The following is a 17,156-nucleotide window of genomic DNA, read 5'->3' on the forward strand; positions in this document are numbered from 1 at the left end:
GTCACCCCCGCCGAAGTGCCGGGGTCCACTGCGCCGCGAGGAATCTCCCAGATTTGTCAGGGTCCCGCCCGGCCGCTTGGTGGACCCCGGCACTTCGACCGGGGTGACATCAATACGAGTCATTTTGGCGCCACGCGGTCCGGATGCGCCGCTGCGAATGCCTCGATCTCCTGTGCGGCGGCGTCGGCACGCACCAGTTTGGGATAGGCGTCAAGCGGCGTGGCGAAGCGCCGCGCATTGAACATCTGCGGCACGAGGAACACGTCGGCGATTCCCGGGGCATCGCCGCCAAGGAAGCGCGCGTCGCCGGCCATCGCTTCCAGCGCGGCGAAGCCCTCGGCGATCCAGTCGCGGGTCCAGTCGTCGCGTGCGGTATCCTCGATGCCCATCGCCTTCAATCGCCGCATCACGCGAAGGTTGTTGAGCGGATGGACGTCGGCACCGATCACCAGCGCCTGCGCCAGCGCGGCGGCGCGCGCGTCGGGGTCCTCCGGGATCAGCCGCGGCTCGGGATGCCGCGCATCGAGCCAGTCGATGATCGCGAGGCTCTGGGTCAGCACCTTGCCGTCCACTTCGAGCGCGGGCACGAACCCCTGCGGATTGCGCGCGAGATGCTCGGGGCTGCGCTGCTGGTTCTCGAGCAGCATCACGTCGTGGCGCGCATATGCCAGGCCCTTGAGGTTGAGCGCGATGCGGACGCGATATGCCGCGGACGAGCGGAAATAATCGTGAAGCAGCATGTTTCGCCTCCCGGAATGGCTCAGGTAACGGGGGGCTGCCCCGGCGGTTCCGCGATCGTCGCAGTGCCCGGCACGGTGTCGCGGTGGCGCACCCGCCAGTGGAAGCCGCGCGGCGCATTGTCGCGGGCCCGAGCCGAGCGCTCGGCCTCGCTCTCCAGCGCGACCTTGATCATCGCGACGATCGGATCGGCGAGCGCCAGTCCCATGATCCCGAACAAGGTGCTGGCGAGGATCTGCGCCGACAGCGTCAGCGCCGGCGGCAAGTCGACCGTGCGCTTGGCGACGATCGGGATCAGCACATAGCCGTCGAAGGTCTGCACGCCGAAATAGATCGCGATCGCCCACAGACCCTGGTCGACGCCGGCACTGAACCCGACCGAAATCATCAGCACGCCGCTGATGAACGCGCCGATGTTGGGGATGAAGGCCAGGATGCCGGTGATGATGCCGAGCAGCAGCGCCATCGGCACCCCGGCGATCGACAGCAGGATCCAGGTCAGCACGCCTTCGAACAACATGCCGAGCAGCCGCCCGGCGAGCAGCACGCGCAGCATCCGCGCCATCCGCGCGATCGTCACGGCGAAATCGTCGCGCGCCTCGACCGGAACCATCCATTGCAGCCCGCGCTCGTAAATGCGCGGCTCGATCGCGACGAACAGCCCGATCGACATCACCATGAGCAGGCTGGCACCTGCGCCCAGCACGGTGCCGACGGCCGACGTCAGCCGGCCGATCGAGCCCAGCGCCTGCTGCGCCATGCCGGTCAGGTCGGCGCGGCCGGGCATCAGGCCCAGGCTGGAAATCCATTCGACGACTCGGTTGCCCTGGACTTCCAGCGTCGCGCGAAGCTGTTCGGCCTGGAGCGCGATCTGGACGCCGGTGAGGTAGAAGACGCTGCCGATGAACCCGATCACCGCGACCACGACGATCAGCAGCCGGAAGCCGCGCGGGATCGGCAGCACTCGGCCGAGCAGACGCACGCCGCCGTCCAGCATCGACGCGAAGACCAGCGCGCCGAAGATGATCAGCAGCGGCTGGATAAGCAGCACGACCAGCGCGGTGCCGATCGCCAGCCCGAACCAGACCGAAGCGCGCTTGAGCTCGGCGCGCACGATCGGGTCGCGCAATTCGTTGGGGCCGGGCTCGTGGACGACCTGGACGCCTTCGCTCGCGGGGGAATCGGCGGTCATTTACTGTCCTGTGTCGGATGGAGCGAAGTGCCGGCGCGGCCCGAGCGGAACGAGGCGGGCCAGGTCAGCGGGTTCCAATTGGCGCTGCCGTCCAGCGAGAAGGTGATGAATTCGGCGCGGCCGCCGATATTCTCCCAGGGCACCGGCCCGCCGAGCCCGTTCTGCGCGATGGTGAAGCGGCTGTCGGCGCTGTTGTCGCGGTTGTCGCCCATCAGGAACACCCGGCCCTGCGGTACATGGATCTCGGGATAATTGTCGCCCGGGCTCCAGCCCTTGTCGACCGTGTCGTACGAGCGGCCGTTGGGCAGGGTCTCGCGCAGGATCGGCAGGCGGCAGAAATGCTGCCCGCCCGCGCCGCTGACCAGCAGCCCGGGATAGTGATCGGCGTCGCAGCGGGTATTGGCGTCGACGGGGATGTCGCGGGTGCCCGCGGCGCGGCGCGGAACTGGCTTGCCGTTCAGCCAGACCACGCCGTCGCGTACCGCGATCCGGTCGCCCGGCAGGCCGATGACGCGCTTGATGTAATCGGTCTTGGTCCCCGGCGGAGTCACGATCACCACGTCGCCGCGCTGCGGCAGGCTGCCGAACAGCCGGCCGGGAATGAACGACAGCAAGTGGAAGGTCGGGGTGACGAAGCTGTAGCCATAGGGATATTTGGTGACGACCAGCCGGTCGCCGACCAGCAGCCCCGGCATCATCGATTCGGACGGAATATAGAATGGCTTGGCGATCAGGCTGTGGAAGCCGAGCACCGCGAGTACCAGCCACACGATTCCGCGCAGCTCGGCCCACCAGTCGGTGCCGCGCCGCTTTTCGGTTACCGGTTCTTCGAAGCCCTGTTCGTGCGTCAACGCCAACTCATCCGCGGCCATGGCCATCAATCGTCCTTCCCGACCGCGATCGCCTCGATCATCACCATGGCGAAGGCCCAGGGATGATCATCGGTCAGCGTGAGATGCACCTTCGCGACGTGGCCGTCGGGGGTGAGTGCGTCAAGCCTCGCCTTCGCCCCCCCGGTCAGCGCCAGCGTCGGCGCCCCCGAAGGCGCGTTGACGACACCGATATCCTTGAGGAACACCCCCTGCTTGAACCCGGTTCCGACAGCCTTGGAATAAGCTTCCTTGGCGGCGAAGCGCTTGGCGAGCGTGGCGGCGCGATTGTGCGGCCGGCGATCGGCCTTGGCGATCTCGGTTTCGGTAAAGGCGCGCTGCTCGAAGCGGGTGCCGAAGCGGTCGAGCGAATTCTGGATCCGCTCGATATTACAGAGGTCGGAGCCGAGACCGAGGATCATGAAGCCGTGCCCGCAAGATAAAAGGGGACCGCCAGCTGCGCCGCTAGTCCAAGCGACGGCGAGATCAACAGGGCCGACCCGTGACGCAACCTCTCACGTTCGAAAGCGCGATAGGCGAGCTTTTGCGCTACAAAGGCGTAGCCGAGCGGAACGGCCACATAGAGAGTGAATGGCCCAAAGGCAGTCGCGAGTTTTCCGCCGATCGAAAGGCCGCCAATCATCAACATCACGAAAAGCAGCGAGACGATGACCGACCCTAACACCGACAGGAAATAGACTGCTTCCGCGACCTTCCTGGAAACGAGGCGGGCGGTAGTCATCACCGCGCCTCGTCCATCAGCGCTCGCATCCGCTGGACCACCGGCGCCAGCCCGTCGAAGATCGCCTCGCCGATCAGGAAATGGCCGATATTGAGTTCGGCGACCTGCGGGATCGCGGCGATCGGCACGACGTTGTCGAAGGTCAGCCCATGACCGGCATGCGGTTCGAGTCCCGCCTTGGCGGCGAGCGCCGCGGCGTCGGCGATGCGGCGCAGCTCGTCGGCGCGCGCGTCTTCGGCCAGCTCGCAATAGCGGCCCGTATGCAGCTCGACCACCGGCGCGCGCAGGCGCAATGCCGCGTCGATCTGCCGCTCGTCGGGCTCGATGAACAGCGACACGCGGCAGCCGGCGTCGAGCAGCCTGGCGACCATCGGCGCGAGATGATTATGCTGGCCCGCCGCGTCGAGCCCTCCCTCGGTGGTACGCTCCTCGCGTTTCTCGGGAACGATGCACACCGCGTGCGGACGGTGCCTGAGCGCGATGCTGAGCATTTCGTCGGTCGCCGCCATCTCCAGGTTGAGCGGCACGCTAAGCTCGGCGACCAGTCGGGCGATGTCGTCGTCGGTGATGTGGCGGCGATCCTCGCGCAGATGCGCAGTGATCCCGTCGGCCCCCGCCTCGACGGCGAGCAGTGCCGCGCGCACCGGATCGGGATAGCCCGATCCGCGCGCGTTCCGCACGGTCGCGACATGGTCGATATTGACGCCCAGGCGGAGCTTGCCGGTCATGCTTCCGCACGGCTCCCGGGCTTGATCGCCGGGATCGCCGCCAGCTCGGGCGGCAGCGCATCGGGCTGGTAGGTCGGCACGTCGAGCCGGATCAGCGGGAAGAACGGCACGTCGAACGCGGCGCTTCCGCCCGAGCGATCGACCAGCGACGCCATCGCGATCACTTGCCCGCCGGCTTCCTCGATCGCCTTGATCGCCTCGCGCGAGGAAAGGCCAGTGGTGACGACGTCCTCCATCATCAGCACTTTCTGGCCGGGCGTGAGCCGGAAGCCGCGGCGAAGCTCGAAACTGCCGGTCGGGCGCTCGACGAACATCGCCTCGACACCCAGCGCGCGCGCCATCTCGTGTCCGGCGATGACGCCGCCCATCGCCGGCGACACCACGGCGCTGATCTGTGTGCGGAGATCGGCGGGGATCTGCGCCGCCAGTGCCTCGGCCAGCCGCGCGCCGCGCGCTGGGTCCATCAGCACCCGCGCGCACTGGAGATAGCGCGGGCTGCGCAGCCCCGAGGACAGGATGAAATGACCCTCGAGCAGCGCATCCGCGGCGCGGAACTCCGCCAGAATCTCGTCTTGGGTCAACGCATGCGCTCCTTGCTGCTTCCGGCGGCGCAACTCTTACGGGGGGCACCCCGTCACCGCAACGGCCATGCAAAAAGGGTTGAGAATGGGCATCCGTCGCGTATAGGCCGCTGACTCGGTTCCTTTTCCATATTTGCCGACGGCGCAGCCACGAACAGGGTGAATACAGACGATGCGCATGCCTGGTTTGACTTCGATTGTCCTGGCTGCAGGGCTGGCGCTGGGCGCGCCTGCCTTCGCCCAGAATAGCGCGGCGCCCGCCGCTCCGGCGCCGGAGGCTGTTGCCCCCGCGCCCGTTGCAGCGCCCGCGCCGGACGCCGCCGCGACGCCGGCACCCGCTGCTTCGGCGACTCCCGCCGTCGCCGATCCCACGCTCGACGCCGCCGGCCTGCCGCTGACTCGCGTCGCGCCGGGCATCGGCCAGCCGCAGGACCGGCTGTTCGGCCTGCAGGAGCAGGTCACGCCGAACGGCCGCGATGCGCACTGGTTCCACAATTGGGTGCTGCTGCCGCTGATCGTGATCATCTCGCTGTTCGTGCTGGCGCTGATGATCTACGTGGTCATCCGCTATCGCCGCGCCGCCAATCCGGTGCCGTCGCGGACCAGCCACAACACTGCGATCGAGATCGTCTGGACGCTTGCGCCGGTGCTGATCCTGATCGCGATCGCCGTGCCTTCGATCCGGCTGCTCGCCGCGCAGTTCAAGCCCGCGCCCGAAAACGCCGTCACTCTGAAGGCGATCGGCAACCAGTGGTTCTGGTCGTATGAATATCCCGATCACGGCGATATCAAGCTGACCGCCAACATGCTCAAGGAGCAGACCGAGGTCGCCGCCGGCCAGCGCTATCGCACCGATGCCGACGGTCCCCGCCTGCTCGCTGCCGACACCCGCGTCGTGCTGCCGGTCGGCGTGCCGATCCGCCTCGTCGCCACGGCGCAGGACGTGATCCACAGCTGGGCGGTCCCCGCCTTCTGGATCAAGATCGACGCCGTTCCCGGCCGCCTCAACGAGACCAGCTTCATCATCGAGAAGCCGGGCCTCTATTTCGGCCAGTGCTCCGAGCTGTGCGGCGCGCGCCACGCCTATATGCCGATCGCGGTCGAGGCCGTGAGCCCCGAAGTGTTCGCGCAGTGGGTCGCGTCGAAGGGCGGCAAGATGCCCAGCGAAGGCGCTGCGCCGCAATCGGCCACCGCCGCGGGCAACGATGCTTCCGCCGAGCCGGACAATGCCGCGCAGGCCGGCCCGGTCATCAACGCGACCGAAGCTGCCACGGTTACCAACAAGCCCGCGACGCAGAATCCGGCGGGCCTCGGACAGACGGGCCACTGAGACCATGACCGACACCGCTCTCCACGCGCATGACACCCATGCGCACGACCATCATCATGATGCCGATCACAAGCCTGGGTTCTTCCAGCGCTGGTTCATGTCCACCAATCACAAGGACATCGGCACGCTCTATCTGATCTTCGCGATCGTCGCCGGCATCATCGGCGGCGGCATCTCGGGGCTGATGCGCGTCGAGCTGATGCACCCGGGCATCCAGTATCTGCCGACCTGGCTGGAATATCTCCACGGTTCGGCGACGTTCGATGAGGCGCTCCACTTCTGGAACGTGCTGATCACCGCGCACGGCCTGATCATGGTGTTCTTCATGGTCATGCCGGCGATGATCGGCGGCTTCGGCAACTGGTTCGTCCCGATCATGATCGGCGCGCCCGACATGGCGTTCCCGCGGATGAACAACATCTCGTTCTGGCTGCTGATCCCGGCGTTCACCCTGCTGCTCGCCTCGCCCTTCGTGGGCAACGGCGCCGGCACGGGCTGGACGGTGTACGCGCCGCTCTCCACCTATGGCGAGCCCGGGCCGTCGGTCGATATGGCGATCCTGTCGCTCCACATCGCCGGCGCCAGCTCGATCCTCGGCGCGATCAACTTCATCACCACCATCTTCAACATGCGCGCGCCGGGCATGACCCTGCACAAGATGCCGCTGTTCGTATGGTCGGTGCTGATCACCGCGTTCCTGCTGCTGCTCGCACTGCCGGTGCTCGCCGCCGCCATCACGATGCTGCTGACCGACCGTAACTTCGGCACGGCGTTCTACGATCCCGCTTATGGCGGCGATCCGATCCTCTACCAGCATTTGTTCTGGTTCTTCGGCCACCCCGAAGTCTACATCATGATCCTGCCGGGCTTCGGCATCGTCAGCCAGATCGTCGCCACCTTCAGCCGCAAGCCGGTGTTCGGCTATCTCGGCATGGCATACGCCATGGTCGCGATCGGCCTGGTCGGCTTCGTCGTCTGGGCGCACCACATGTTCACCACCGGCCTGTCGGTCACCGTGAAGATGTACTTCACCGCGGCGACGATGGTGATCGCAGTGCCCACCGGCGTGAAGATCTTCTCGTGGATCGCGACGATGTGGGGCGGTTCCTTGAGCTTCAAGACCCCGATGGTCTGGTCGCTCGGTTTCATCTTCATGTTCACCGTCGGCGGCGTGACCGGCGTCGTGCTCGCCAACGGCGGCGTCGACGATTACATGCACGACACCTATTATGTCGTCGCGCACTTCCACTATGTGCTGTCGCTCGGTGCGGTGTTTGGCCTGTTCGCCGGCTTCTATTACTGGTTCCCGAAAATGTTCGGGAAGATGTACAGCGAGTTGCTCGGCCAGCTGCACTTCTGGATCTTCTTCATCGGCGTGAACGTGCTGTTCTTCCCGATGCATTTCCTCGGTCTGCAGGGCATGCCGCGCCGCTACCCGGACTATCCCGACGCCTATGCGCATTGGAACCAGGTCGCGACCTGGGGCTATATGATCATGATCGTCGGCGTGGCGATCTTCTTCATCAACGTGATCTGGTCGCTGATCGCGGGCAAGAAGGCCGGCGACAATCCGTGGGGCGAAGGCGCGACCACGCTGGAATGGACGCTGTCCAGCCCGCCGCCGTTCCACCAGTTCGAAACGCTGCCGGTGATCGACGGCGGTTCGCACCACTAAGCCATCGGCCGAAAGGCTGGCGCAAGCGCCCCGGGGGAGACTCCGGGGCGTTTTCGTTTGGCGATTGCGCGCCCGTCCGCGACTATGGCGCGTTGAAAGTCTGCGCCGGATCCTGCCCGGCGCGCGTGAAGGGGCGTAGATGTACAAATGGCCATATGGCGACTGGGCCAGCGCGGGCATCGATGCCTGGGCGCTGGGCCTCGAAGCCTCGTCGGTGATCGGATTGCGCGTCGCCAAGATGGCCGGCGGTGGCGTCGGCGCGGCCGAAGAGGCGCAGCTGATGCTGTCCGAGAAGATGCAGGCCGCCTTCGAGCTCCAGACCGCGCTGGTCACCGGCCGGCTGGGCGACAACCCGCTGACCGGTACGCAGAAGGTCCTCAAACATTATCGCCGCAAGGTGAAGGCCAACCGCAAGCGGCTCGGCTGAGCCTTCGTCACCCCGGCTCAAGCCGGGATGACGAAGACTCTCGGTCCGGTTCTCAGCCCAGGCCGGGCGTAGCGCGCGCGGGCAGGAAGCGCGGATTGCGCAGCAGTCCCGCCGAGACCAGCGAGACCAGCAGCCCCACCGGGAAGATCTCGTTGAAGGTCATCGGCAGGCGGAACAGCGGGTTGGCATATTGCAAACGAAGCGCCTCCATCTCGGCGGCGAATTTCGCGATCTCGGCGGCGGCGACGCCCTGCGCGCGCTTCTCGGCGACCAGCGACTCGGTATAGGCGCCGATAAAGTCGGTGCTCGTCATTGCCAGCGCCGCTTCCCATGCGGCGACATAGAAGATTCCGGCGACCACGCTGATCGCCAGGCCCATGCCGAAAGCGGGCCAGAAGCGGATCACGCCGCCCAGATCGTCGTCGCGCCGCCGCTTGATCGCGAGGAACACCATGCTCAGCGCCACCAGCATGGTCAGATAGCCGATCGCCATGCCGAGCCAGCCGCTCGGCGCATTCTCGGCAAGGACCGTGAAGATGCCGAAGGTCGGGATGCCGACGATCACGCCGGCAATGACGCCGTAGGTCAGGATGGTGCGAAGCATGAAATTTCTCCCGCAAAGGTTGCGGCACCGTTGGGGCGCGGCGGGCGCCGCGGAGCAATCGCCCGAAAGGGTGATTTGCGCGAAATGCGCATCACGGCACGATCCCGAGCTCGCGGGCGCGGGCGATTGCATCGGTGCGCCGCCGGGCGTCGAGCTTCTCGAACAGCCGCGCGACATGCGTCTTCACGGTGTTGGGCGAGACGTGGAGCCGATCGGCGATTTCCCTGTTCGATCGTCCCGCGGCCAGTTCGTGGAGCACCGCCAGTTCGCGCGCGCTGATGCCCAGCGCCGCCTGCGCCTTCGGATTGCCGTCGAACGGCGCCGCGCCGGGCCGCGCCAGCGCGCGCATGCCGAGCACGATGCCCAGGACGAGGAACCCCGCCGCGATCAGGAAGATGTAGATGTCCTCGAAATACGTCCGCGCGATGCGGCGATAGTCGAGCCATTGCAGCGCCAGCGTCCCGGCCGCCAGCACTGCGCCATAGGGAAGTATGCGCCTCACAATGCCCCCGTCGCCGCCCCGGGGCAAAGGCTAGCGCCGCGCCGGGCATGAGACAATGCGGCCCCTTTCCCCCCGGGTGCGCCCGGCCTATAGCGCTGCCAAGCCATGAGCACTTCCGCCGCCACCGTACTCCTTCCTGCCGAATGGCGGGATTTTCTCGCGCTGACCAAGCCGCGGGTGATGACGCTCGTCGTGTTCACCGGGCTGTGCGGGATGCTCGCCGCGCCGGTGCCGATTCATCCGATTCTCGGCTTCACCGCGATCCTGTGCATTGCGCTCGGTGCGGGCGCGGCGGGCGCGCTCAACCAATGGTATGAAGCCGATCTCGATTCGAAGATGCGCCGCACGCAAGGGCGGCCGCTGCCTGCCGGGCGGATGGACCGCCAGTCGGCGCTGCATTTCGGCGTGGGACTCGCCTGTTTCAGCCTCGCATTGATGTATTTCGCGATCAACCTGGCGGCGACGCTGATCCTCGCGGTGTCGATCCTGTTCTACGTCTTCATCTACACGATCTGGCTCAAGCGCCGCACGCCGCAGAACATCGTCATCGGCGGCGCCGCGGGTGCCTTCCCGCCGCTGATCGGCTGGGCGGCGGCGACGGGGGATGTCGCGCTGCTGCCGGCGTTGCTGTTCGCGCTGATCTTCCTGTGGACGCCGCCGCATTTCTGGGCACTCGCGCTGTTCGTGAAGACCGATTACGCCAATGCCGGAGTGCCGATGCTGCCGGTCGTGGCGGGCGAACGCAACACGCGCACCCAGATCGGACTCTACACCTTCCCCATGGCCGCCGCCGCGGTCGCACCCTGGCCGCTTGGGCTCACCGGCGCGCTCTATGGCTGGTCGGCGGTGCTGCTGACCGGCATCTTCGCCGCGCTGGTGGTCCATGTCACCTTCCGCACGTCGGTGCCCGACGACACGATGGTGCCCGAAAAGCGGCTGTTCAAATATTCGATCCTCTATCTGTTCCTGATGTTCGGCGCGTTGGTCGCCGATAGGTGGTTTGCATGAACGACGTCGACCAAACCGAAGTGATCCGCGCTCGCCAGCGCGCGCGGGCGCGCGTGATGGCGCTGCTGCTCGGCGCGTTCGTCATCCTCGTCTTCGCGATCTCGATCGTGAAGATGCAGATCGGGCACGGCGGATGAACCGCAATGCCCGCACTGCGCTGCTCGCCGGCCTAGGTGTGTGCACGATGACCGGCGTCGGCTTCGCCAGCGTGCCGCTCTATCGGATGTTCTGCGAAGTGACCGGGCTCAACGGGACCACCCAGCGTGGCGAGCGCGCGCCGGGCGCCACGGGGCAGAAGATCACCGTCGCCTTTGACAGCAATGTCGCGGCCAAGCTGCCCTGGAAGTTCACGCCGGAGCGCCGCGCCGACACGATCGACATCGGCGGCCGCGACATGGCGTTCTACACCGCCACCAACCTGTCGGACAAACCCATCACCGGCTCGGCGACGTTCAACGTCACGCCGGCCGTGGCAGGCAAGTATTTCACCAAGATCCAGTGTTTTTGCTTCACCCAGCAGACCCTGGCGGCGGGCGAGACGGTGCGCATGCCGGTGCTGTTCTACGTCGATCCGGCGATCCTCCAGGATCCCGACGCCCGGGACATCGAGGAGATCACGCTCTCTTACACATTTTACCCTGTGGATTCCGGCAAGACTGCAAGCTAGAGACGCTGCAAACCAGAAACAGGGGCGAGCCGATGGCAGGTGCCAAGAATCATCAATTCCACATCCTTCCGCCGAGTATCTGGCCGCTGTTCGGCTCGATGGCGGCGCTGGTGCTCGCCTCGGGCGGCATCATGTGGATGCACAGCATGCCCAGCGCGAACCTGGTGTTCTTCGCCGGCGTCGCGGGCATCCTGATCACCTTCTTCGGCTGGTGGTCGGACGTGATCCGCGAAGCGCATGCCGGCGATCATACGCCGATCGTCCAGCTTCACCTGCGCTACGGCATGATCCTGTTCATTGCTTCGGAAGTGATGTTCTTCGTCGGCTGGTTCTGGGCGTGGTTCGATTTCGCGCTGTTCCCCTCGAGCGTCGAGGCAGTCGGCGGCACCTGGCCGCCCGCGGGCATGCATGTCGTCAACGCATGGCAGTTCCCCCTGCTCAACACACTGATCCTGCTCTGCTCGGGCTGCACCGTGACCTGGGCGCACCACGCGTTGCTCCATGGCCAGCGCGGCGGCGCGCTCAAGGGCCTGTGGGGCCTGATCGGCGTCGGCGAGAATGACGGCGTCAAGAAGGGGCTGTGGCTGACGATCATCCTCGGCCTGATCTTCAGCTGCATCCAGGCCTATGAATATGCCGAATCGCCGTTCCCATTCAAAGCGGCGAGCGAGCATGGCAGCAGCTATGGCGGCGCTTTCTTCATGGCGACAGGCTTCCACGGCTTCCATGTGCTGGTCGGCACGATCTTCCTGATCGTCAACTTGGTGCGCGTCTACAAGGGCCACTTCACGCCGCGGCAGCATTTCGGCTTCGAAGCCGCTGCCTGGTACTGGCACTTCGTCGACGTGGTCTGGCTGTTCCTCTTCGCCTCGATCTACGTCTGGGGCGGCTGGGGCGCGCCGGTGCACTGAGCGTGCCTGAACAACCCAAGCTTTCGGGGGGAGGCGGCCCAGGGCTGCCTCCCCCTATTCATTCCGGGCTGTATGGCTGCTGCCCGCGCTGCGGCGCGCGGACCTTGTTCAGGAGCTTCGTCGCCTTTGCCGCTCACTGCCCTGATTGCGGGCTCGATTACGACAAGTTCAATGTTGGGGATGGCCCGGTCGTCTTCCTGACGCTTGGTATCGGCGCACTGGTCACGGCGCTGGCATTGTGGGTGGAGTTCACCTTCGAGCCCGGGCTGCTCATCCACGCGCTGCTGTGGATTCCGTTCACCACGCTGCTCACCGTCGGGGCGCTACGCGTCGGCAAAGGCTGGCTGCTCGCGCTCGAATATCGCAACAAGGCCAGCGAAGCCCGGATCGCTCCCGACCAATGACCAGGCGTATTCCCATCCTTCCCACGATGATCGTCGCGCTGGCGGTGGCGGCGATGATCGGCCTTGGCGTCTGGCAGCTGGTGATCCGCAAGCCGCAAAAGGAAGCCGCACTCGCCCAGCTCGCGGCGAATCCGACCAAGCCCGAGATTGCCTTTCCGCGACTGCCCGATGATTCGCTGCTGTTCCGCCGCACCCATGGCATGTGCGTCGAGCCTGTGTCGAGCATGCTCACCGGCGCGGGCAGCGCGGGTTTTCGCTTCATCGTCGAGTGCCGCACGGGCGGCGCCGAGGGCCCCGGAATGATGGTCCAGCTTGGCACTACGCGCGATCCGCTGGCCAAGCCGGTATGGAAGGGCGGGGCGGTGCGCGGCATGATCAGCCACGCGCCCGACAGCCGTTCGATGTTGTCCTCGCTGTTCGACCGCACCCCGAAGCGGCTGCTGCTGGTGGCGGACACGCCTGCTGCCGGCCTCGCGCCCAACGGCACGCCCGATCTGTCCTCGGTGCCCAACAATCATCTCGCGTATGGCGTGCAATGGTTCCTGTTCGCGCTGGTGGCTGCGGTGATCTACGTCCTCGCGCTGCGCCGGCTGGGGAAGCCCTCTGCCCCCCTCCCTGAAAGGGAGGGGCCGGTGGTGGGTGGCGAGCGCAGCGAGCCTCCTTCACCAGCAGGGTAGGCGGCGGGCGAGGCATCGAGCCCCATAGCTACCCACTCCCAACCCATCCCTTTCAGGGAGGGGAGTTTTGCTTGGCTTGCCGCTGCCGAGTCCTGCAGCTAACCCCGCCCGCATGCGCTACCAAAGCACCCGAGGCGCCGCGCCCCTGCTCGGCTTTCGCGACGTCACGCTTGCTGGCCTTGCCAGTGATGGCGGGCTCTACGTTCCCGAATCCTGGCCGAGCCTGACCCGTGAGCAGATCGCCGATCTCGCCGGACTTTCCTATGTCGAGACCGCCGTCCGGGTGATGCTGCCGTTCGTGGGGCCGGATCTCAGCGAGGACGAACTGCGCGACCTCTGCACCCAGGGCTATGGCCGGTTCAGCCACGCCGCGGTGACGCCGCTGGTCCAACTCGACCACCAGCATTGGCTGCTTGAGCTGTTTCACGGCCCCACGCTCGCGTTCAAGGACGTCGCGCTCCAGTTGCTCGGCCTGCTGTTCGAGAAGTTCCTCGCGGGGACTGGCGATCACCTGACCATCGTCGGCGCCACTTCGGGCGATACCGGCAGCGCCGCGATCGACGCCGTCGCCGGACGTGCGGGGATCGACATCTTCATGCTCCACCCCAAGGGCCGCGTCTCCGAGGTCCAGCGCCGCCAGATGACGACGGTGCTGGCGCCCAACGTCCATAACATCGCGATCGAAGGCAGCTTCGACGATGCCCAGGCGCTGGTGAAGGCGATGTTCAACGACGCCGACTTCGCCGGCCGCTTCCAGGTGACTGCGGTCAATTCGATCAACTGGGCGCGGCTGATGGCGCAGGTGGTCTATTATTTCTACGCCGCGGTCCGTCTCGGCGCGCCCGACAAGCCGGTCGCGTTCGCAGTGCCCACTGGGAATTTCGGCGACGTGTTCGCGGGCTATGTCGCGGCGAGGATGGGGCTGCCGATCGCCAGACTGATCGTCGCGACCAACGTCAACGACATTCTCCATCGCGCGCTTTCGAGCGGCGATTATTCGACCGGCACCGTCACGCCCACCGCCGCGCCATCAATGGACATCCAGGTCAGCTCGAACTTCGAGCGGCTGCTCTCCGATCTCGCCGGCGCGCCAGTCGCCGATCAGATGCGCGGGTTCGAGGCAGAGCGCGCGATGCGGCTCACTAATGCCCAGCGTGAAGGCGCGGCGTCGCTGTTCGCCAGCGACCGGATTGACGCCGATGCGATGAACGAGGCGATGCGCTGGGCGCATGTCGAGGCCGGGCAGGTGCTCGACCCGCACAGCGCGATCGGTCTCGCCGCTGCCCGCCGCGCTGATCTTCCGGCGGAGGTGCCCGTGGTCACGCTGGCCACCGCGCACCCCGCCAAGTTCGCCGAAGCCGTCGAGCGCGCCACCGGCCTGCGTCCGCCAGTTCCCGCGCGCGTCGGCGATCTCCACGAGCGTCAGGAACGCTACGACGTGCTTCCCGCGACGTTCGAAGCGGTGACCGCCTATATCGCCGAGCGCGCCACGCCAAAGGCCTGAGGGCTCGCGCTTTCGCCGGAGCGCAAGGCTGGATAAGGGAGGCCCATGGACCTCATCACTCTCACCGGCGAGCCCTGGGCCGATTACGGGCTGATCGACTCCGGCCATGGCCGCAAGCTGGAGCGCTATGGCAAATACCGCTTCATCCGCCCCGAGCCCCAGGCGATGTGGGCGCCGGCGTCAGAAAACTGGGACGCGCACGGCGAATTCCTCCCCGCCCCCGATGACGAGGGCGGCGGCCGCTGGCATTTCCACAAGCAAACTCCGGCAGAAGGCTGGCCGCTCGCCTGGGAGGAAGTCCGCTTCACCGCGCAGGCCACGCCGTTCCGCCATCTCGGCTTCTTCCCCGACATGGCGCCCGTCTGGCACTGGATGCGCGGGCAAATCGCCGACAAGCCCGAAGCCGAGTGCATGAACCTGTTCGGCTATACTGGCGTCGGCACGCTGGCGCTGGCGGCGAAGGGCGCGCGGATGACGCATGTCGATGCCTCGAAGAAGTCGGTCGCCGAGGGCAAGGCCAATGCCGCGCTGTCGGGGATGGAAGACAAGCCCATCCGCTGGATGATCGACGATGCCGGCAAGTTCGTCGCGCGCGAAGTGCGGCGTGGCCGCCGCTATGACGGGATCATCCTCGATCCGCCCAAATGGGGCAGGGGGCCGAACGGCGAAGTCTGGAAGCTAGAGGAAGGCCTGCCCGGCCTGATCGCCGACACGCGCAAACTGCTCGACGCCGATTCGCGCTTCCTGTTCCTGACCGTCTACGCCGTGCGCATGTCGGCGCTGGCGATCGGCGAGCTGGTCCGCCAGTCGTTCGGCGACTTGGGCGGCAAGGTGGAGGCGGGGGAGCTCACGGTCCGCGAAGAAGCCCGCGGGCTCGAACTGCCAACCGCGATCTTCGCGCGCTGGAGCCGCTAGCGCGACGCACAGTCTCCTTTCGCTTCTTCGTGTCTTCGCAGCTTCGCGGTTTTAGGTCCGCCCCATCCGGATCGCGGCGCCCGCTACGAACGGGCAGCCGGCCACCAGCAACAGGCTCACCGCGGCGAGCAGCTTGAAAGCGCCCGGCTGATCGCCCGTGGCGCCTGCGCCGAAGATCAGCAGCGGCACGGCGAAGGGCAGCATCACCAGGCCCGCCAGCGCCCCTGCGCCGCGCAATCCTGCAACCAGGGCGGCAGTGGCGACACCGAGCGCGGCTAGGCCGGGCGTGCCGATCGCCAACCCGGCGAGCATCGGCAGCAGCGCAGTGCCCGGCAGATGCAGCAGCGCCGCCGCGATCACCGTCGCGGCGAGCAAGGCCGGCGCGAAGCCGAGCCAATGGCCGAGCATCTTGGCGGCTGCGACGGCTTCGTCGGATATGCCGCGTGTGGCGAACTGGTCGAGCACCCCGCTTTCGGCATCCGGCGTCACCAGCCGCTCGACCGGGAGCAACGCCGCGAGCAGTGCCGCCGCCCAGATGACCCCGCCGCCGACGCGTGCGAGCAACTTGCCGTCAGGGCCGATCGCAAAGGGGAAGAGGATCGCGACGAGCAGGAAGAAGGCGATCGGCATCAGCAGCCCGCCGGTGCTCCACGCGCGCCGCAGCTCGCGCCAAACGATGGCGATGAAGGGGCTCACAACGCGATCTCAAGCGCATCCGGCAGCGCGATCGGCAGATGCGTCGCCACCAATGCTATCCCGCCGGCCGCGCGGTGCCCGGCGATCAGCGCCTCCAGCACTCGCACCGACTCGACGTCCAGCCCATTGGCCGGCTCGTCGAGCAGCCACACCGGCGCGCCGCTCGCCACCACGCGTGCCAGCGCCGCGCGCCGCCTTTGTCCGGTCGACAGCAGCCGAACCGGCACCGCTGCCAGTTCGCGCAATCCGACCGCCGCCAGCGCATCCACGACGGCGCCTGCCCGTCCGTCGATCCGGGCCCAGAAGCCCAGCGCCGCGGCGACGCTCAGTTCCGGATCGAGCGCCGCAGTCTCGGCGAGCAGCGCCCGCGCGCCTTCGCCCTCGACGCGGCCCGATGCAGGCGGCAGCAGCCCCGCCGCGATTCGGATCAGGCTCGATTTGCCGGTGCCGTTGGGCCCGCTGACCAGCGCCGCCTCGCCCGGTGCCAGCGCGAAGCTTATCCCCTCGAACAGCCGCCGCCCGCCGCGGACGCATGCGACCTCCGCAAAGGTCAGGCCGGCATTCACCCGGCGGCGTCTTCCAGCGCGTGCATGTCGGCGTCGGACAGTCCGAAATGATGCCCGACTTCATGGACGACGATATGGCTGACCAGCGCCTGCAGCGACACGCCGGTGTCGCACCACTCATCGAGGATCGCGCGGCGATAGAGGTGGATGCGATCGGGCAGACCCCCGGAATCGAATGCCGATTTCTCGCCGATCGGTCGGCCGTGATACAGCCCGGTCAGCGCGAACGGATCCTCGATCCCCAGGCCGTCCAGCGTCTCGTCGTCGGCGAATTCCTCGACGAGGAGCACGACGTCGCCCAGATGCGTCGCGAACGGCTCGGGGATGCGCGCCAGCGCGTCGCGGGCCAGTGCCTCGATCGCCGCCGCATCGGGCGCGTGGGAAGGTGCTTGCCCGCTCATCCCCGAACCCATAGGCCGT

23 protein-coding genes are annotated in these 17,156 nt (G+C 66.9%); 11 read left to right on the plus strand and 12 right to left on the minus strand.

Annotated elements, in window-relative coordinates; translation table 11 throughout:
* Positions 1 to 119 precede the first annotated feature (119 nt).
* Genes maiA through pyrE form a run of 7 tightly spaced genes read right to left on the minus strand, consistent with a single transcriptional unit; the run spans position 120 to position 4,850 of the window.
* Positions 120 to 740, minus strand: coding sequence for a maleylacetoacetate isomerase (maiA, locus tag BXU08_RS15055; RefSeq protein WP_077510798.1), 621 nt, complete (start codon positions 738 to 740; stop codon positions 120 to 122).
* A gap of 20 nt (positions 741 to 760) precedes the next feature.
* Complete coding sequence (locus BXU08_RS15060) at positions 761 to 1,930, minus strand: AI-2E family transporter (RefSeq protein WP_077510799.1); 1,170 nt, start codon at positions 1,928 to 1,930, stop codon at positions 761 to 763.
* The gene (gene lepB / locus BXU08_RS15065; RefSeq protein ID WP_150125659.1) at positions 1,927 to 2,802 is read right to left on the minus strand and encodes a signal peptidase I; all 876 of its coding nucleotides are present in this window, start codon (positions 2,800 to 2,802) and stop codon (positions 1,927 to 1,929) included. Before lepB ends, BXU08_RS15060 begins: the two co-directional genes overlap by 4 nt.
* Positions 2,803 to 2,807: 5 nt before the next feature.
* Entirely contained in the window at positions 2,808 to 3,221 is a 414-nt protein-coding gene (gene acpS, locus BXU08_RS15070; RefSeq protein WP_077510801.1) for a holo-ACP synthase, read from the minus strand.
* Entirely contained in the window at positions 3,218 to 3,541 is a 324-nt protein-coding gene (locus tag BXU08_RS15075; protein ID WP_077510802.1) for a hypothetical protein, read from the minus strand. The genes acpS and BXU08_RS15075 overlap by 4 nt, the downstream gene beginning before the upstream one ends.
* On the minus strand, positions 3,541 to 4,269 hold the full coding sequence (locus BXU08_RS15080; RefSeq protein WP_077510803.1) for a pyridoxine 5'-phosphate synthase: 729 nt from the start codon (positions 4,267 to 4,269) through the stop codon (positions 3,541 to 3,543). Before BXU08_RS15080 ends, BXU08_RS15075 begins: the two co-directional genes overlap by 1 nt.
* Entirely contained in the window at positions 4,266 to 4,850 is a 585-nt protein-coding gene (pyrE, locus tag BXU08_RS15085) for an orotate phosphoribosyltransferase (RefSeq protein WP_077510804.1), read from the minus strand. The genes BXU08_RS15080 and pyrE overlap by 4 nt, the downstream gene beginning before the upstream one ends.
* Positions 4,851 to 5,022: 172 nt before the next feature.
* Between pyrE and coxB the strand changes: the two genes are divergently transcribed.
* From coxB to BXU08_RS15100, 3 genes are all read left to right on the plus strand, one after another.
* Positions 5,023 to 6,180, plus strand: coding sequence for a cytochrome c oxidase subunit II (gene coxB / locus BXU08_RS15090; protein WP_077510805.1), 1,158 nt, complete (start codon positions 5,023 to 5,025; stop codon positions 6,178 to 6,180).
* A gap of 4 nt (positions 6,181 to 6,184) precedes the next feature.
* Positions 6,185 to 7,855 (plus strand): cytochrome c oxidase subunit I, encoded by a 1,671-nt coding sequence (gene ctaD / locus BXU08_RS15095; RefSeq protein ID WP_077510806.1) that lies wholly within the window; start codon positions 6,185 to 6,187, stop codon positions 7,853 to 7,855.
* A 139-nt stretch (positions 7,856 to 7,994) separates the two neighbouring features.
* On the plus strand, positions 7,995 to 8,282 hold the full coding sequence (locus BXU08_RS15100) for a hypothetical protein (RefSeq protein WP_077510807.1): 288 nt from the start codon (positions 7,995 to 7,997) through the stop codon (positions 8,280 to 8,282).
* Between the two features lie 52 nt (positions 8,283 to 8,334).
* Here BXU08_RS15100 and BXU08_RS15105 read toward each other — a convergent pair whose 3' ends face one another.
* On the minus strand, positions 8,335 to 8,886 hold the full coding sequence (locus BXU08_RS15105) for a DUF4199 domain-containing protein (protein ID WP_077510808.1): 552 nt from the start codon (positions 8,884 to 8,886) through the stop codon (positions 8,335 to 8,337).
* Between the two features lie 91 nt (positions 8,887 to 8,977).
* A complete protein-coding gene (locus tag BXU08_RS15110; protein ID WP_253190389.1) occupies positions 8,978 to 9,388 on the minus strand; it encodes a response regulator transcription factor in 411 nt (136 codons plus the stop codon).
* A gap of 105 nt (positions 9,389 to 9,493) precedes the next feature.
* Here BXU08_RS15110 and BXU08_RS15115 point away from each other — a divergent pair, with 105 nt between their 5' ends.
* The 8 genes from BXU08_RS15115 (at position 9,494) to BXU08_RS15145 (ending at position 15,474) form a co-directional block, all read left to right on the plus strand.
* Positions 9,494 to 10,396 carry a heme o synthase gene (locus BXU08_RS15115; protein WP_077510810.1) on the plus strand — a complete coding sequence of 301 codons (903 nt, stop codon included), beginning with the start codon at positions 9,494 to 9,496 and terminating at the stop codon, positions 10,394 to 10,396.
* On the plus strand, positions 10,393 to 10,533 hold the full coding sequence (locus tag BXU08_RS20090) for a hypothetical protein (RefSeq protein WP_171982534.1): 141 nt from the start codon (positions 10,393 to 10,395) through the stop codon (positions 10,531 to 10,533). Before BXU08_RS15115 ends, BXU08_RS20090 begins: the two co-directional genes overlap by 4 nt.
* Entirely contained in the window at positions 10,530 to 11,063 is a 534-nt protein-coding gene (locus tag BXU08_RS15120) for a cytochrome c oxidase assembly protein (RefSeq protein WP_077510811.1), read from the plus strand. Before BXU08_RS20090 ends, BXU08_RS15120 begins: the two co-directional genes overlap by 4 nt.
* Before the next feature lie 32 nt (positions 11,064 to 11,095).
* Positions 11,096 to 11,974 (plus strand): cytochrome c oxidase subunit 3, encoded by an 879-nt coding sequence (locus BXU08_RS15125; RefSeq protein ID WP_077510812.1) that lies wholly within the window; start codon positions 11,096 to 11,098, stop codon positions 11,972 to 11,974.
* Between the two features lie 104 nt (positions 11,975 to 12,078).
* Positions 12,079 to 12,378 (plus strand): DUF983 domain-containing protein, encoded by a 300-nt coding sequence (locus BXU08_RS15130; RefSeq protein ID WP_366926566.1) that lies wholly within the window; start codon positions 12,079 to 12,081, stop codon positions 12,376 to 12,378.
* Positions 12,375 to 13,055, plus strand: a complete 681-nt coding sequence (locus BXU08_RS15135; RefSeq protein WP_077510813.1) for an SURF1 family cytochrome oxidase biogenesis protein — start codon at positions 12,375 to 12,377, stop codon at positions 13,053 to 13,055. Before BXU08_RS15130 ends, BXU08_RS15135 begins: the two co-directional genes overlap by 4 nt.
* Positions 13,056 to 13,167: 112 nt before the next feature.
* Positions 13,168 to 14,559 carry a threonine synthase gene (thrC, locus tag BXU08_RS15140; RefSeq protein WP_077510814.1) on the plus strand — a complete coding sequence of 464 codons (1,392 nt, stop codon included), beginning with the start codon at positions 13,168 to 13,170 and terminating at the stop codon, positions 14,557 to 14,559.
* 45 nt (positions 14,560 to 14,604) lie between these two features.
* Positions 14,605 to 15,474 carry a class I SAM-dependent methyltransferase gene (locus BXU08_RS15145; RefSeq protein WP_077510815.1) on the plus strand — a complete coding sequence of 290 codons (870 nt, stop codon included), beginning with the start codon at positions 14,605 to 14,607 and terminating at the stop codon, positions 15,472 to 15,474.
* A gap of 51 nt (positions 15,475 to 15,525) precedes the next feature.
* On the opposite strand, the gene BXU08_RS15150 is transcribed toward BXU08_RS15145, so the two are convergent.
* The 3 genes from BXU08_RS15150 to BXU08_RS15160 are packed head-to-tail and all read right to left on the minus strand — an operon-like array spanning position 15,526 to position 17,137.
* On the minus strand, positions 15,526 to 16,170 hold the full coding sequence (locus tag BXU08_RS15150) for a heme exporter protein CcmB (RefSeq protein ID WP_077510816.1): 645 nt from the start codon (positions 16,168 to 16,170) through the stop codon (positions 15,526 to 15,528).
* Entirely contained in the window at positions 16,167 to 16,736 is a 570-nt protein-coding gene (gene ccmA / locus BXU08_RS15155; protein WP_077510817.1) for a heme ABC exporter ATP-binding protein CcmA, read from the minus strand. Before ccmA ends, BXU08_RS15150 begins: the two co-directional genes overlap by 4 nt.
* A complete protein-coding gene (locus BXU08_RS15160; protein WP_150125547.1) occupies positions 16,733 to 17,137 on the minus strand; it encodes a metallopeptidase family protein in 405 nt (134 codons plus the stop codon). Before BXU08_RS15160 ends, ccmA begins: the two co-directional genes overlap by 4 nt.
* Positions 17,138 to 17,156 lie beyond the last annotated feature (19 nt).

It is taken from the genome of Sphingomonas sp. LM7 (assembly GCF_002002925.1).
Taxonomy (GTDB): Bacteria; Pseudomonadota; Alphaproteobacteria; order Sphingomonadales; family Sphingomonadaceae; genus Sphingomonas.